The organism is Enterobacter cloacae complex sp. P6RS (assembly GCF_014982245.1).
Lineage (GTDB): Bacteria > Pseudomonadota > Gammaproteobacteria > Enterobacterales > Enterobacteriaceae > Enterobacter > Enterobacter bugandensis.
On record NZ_JADCLB010000074.1, the window covers coordinates 1 to 1,053 of the forward strand.

At 56.0% G+C, this 1,053-nt stretch carries 2 protein-coding genes; both read right to left on the minus strand.

Features of this window, described 5'->3' with window-relative positions; translation table 11 throughout:
* On the minus strand, window positions 1-268 hold a 268-nt coding region (locus INF73_RS21985; protein WP_193547354.1), incomplete at its 3' end, for a pyridoxal-phosphate dependent enzyme.
* Between the two features lie 163 nt (window positions 269-431).
* A partial coding sequence (gene cysZ, locus INF73_RS21990; RefSeq protein ID WP_193547355.1) for a sulfate transporter CysZ occupies window positions 432-1,053 on the minus strand: 622 nt, incomplete at its 5' end.

Here is a 1,053-nt window from a genome sequence, read left to right on the forward strand (position 1 = left end):
GGGTCAGCTTGTAGCCGCGTGCGGCAGCAACATAGGCCAGAGCGATACCGGTGTTACCGCTGGTCGGTTCCACCAGCTCAACGCCTGGCTTCAGCACGCCGCGTTTTTCAGCATCCCAAATCATGTTTGCACCGATGCGGCATTTTACGCTGAAGCTCGGGTTGCGTGATTCGACCTTCGCCAGAATGCGTCCATTACCGATACGGTTCAGTCGAACCAGGGGCGTATGACCGATAGTCAGCGAGTTGTCTTCATAAATCTTACTCATGGCCTGTCCTTAACTGTATGAAATTGGGATACCGACCCAGCATACCTGCTAAGCAGGTAGGGGGAAGTAAGGAATTCGCATATCTATATACTGCAAGGAAATAATGGGGATCAGTATGGAATAAGGGGCGGCATAAGCCACCCCTGCTTTACACATTTTTGCATTATTTCCATAACGCGTGCTTAGCACGATAGCAGTCCACCCACATCGCCGTCGCGCCGCAAACCGCAACCGGCATGATGAACAAGTTAAGGAAGGGAATCATGGTGAACAGGCTGGTCAGCGCGCCGAACTGCATATTGGCGACCTTCCGGGTGCGCAGAGCGGTGCGCATCGCTTTAAACGGCACCTTGTGGTTATCGAACGGATAGTCGCAGTACTGGATGGCCAGCATCCAGGCGCTGAACAGAAACCACAGCACCGGCGCAACCGTCTGGCCAATGCCGGGGACAAAGTAGAGGGCAAGGAGTACAACCGCGCGGGGGAGGTACCAGGCAAACTTCTGCCACTCGCGCTTCATAATGCGCGGGATATCTTTCACGATCCCCAGCACGCCCGTGTCCGGAGGCGTTGCGCCGGTAAGCCGCGCCTCCAGCTGTTCCGCCAGCAGGCCGTTAAACGGCGCGGCTATCCAGTTCGCGATCGTTGAGAATAAATAGCCGAATACCAGCAGCACGGAGATGACCGCCACCGGCCAGAGCAGGTAGTTAAGCCACTGCAGCCAGTCCGGCACGTAGCTCATCAGCGACGGGATCCAGCTTTCGAGCTTTGTGAACAGCCACCAG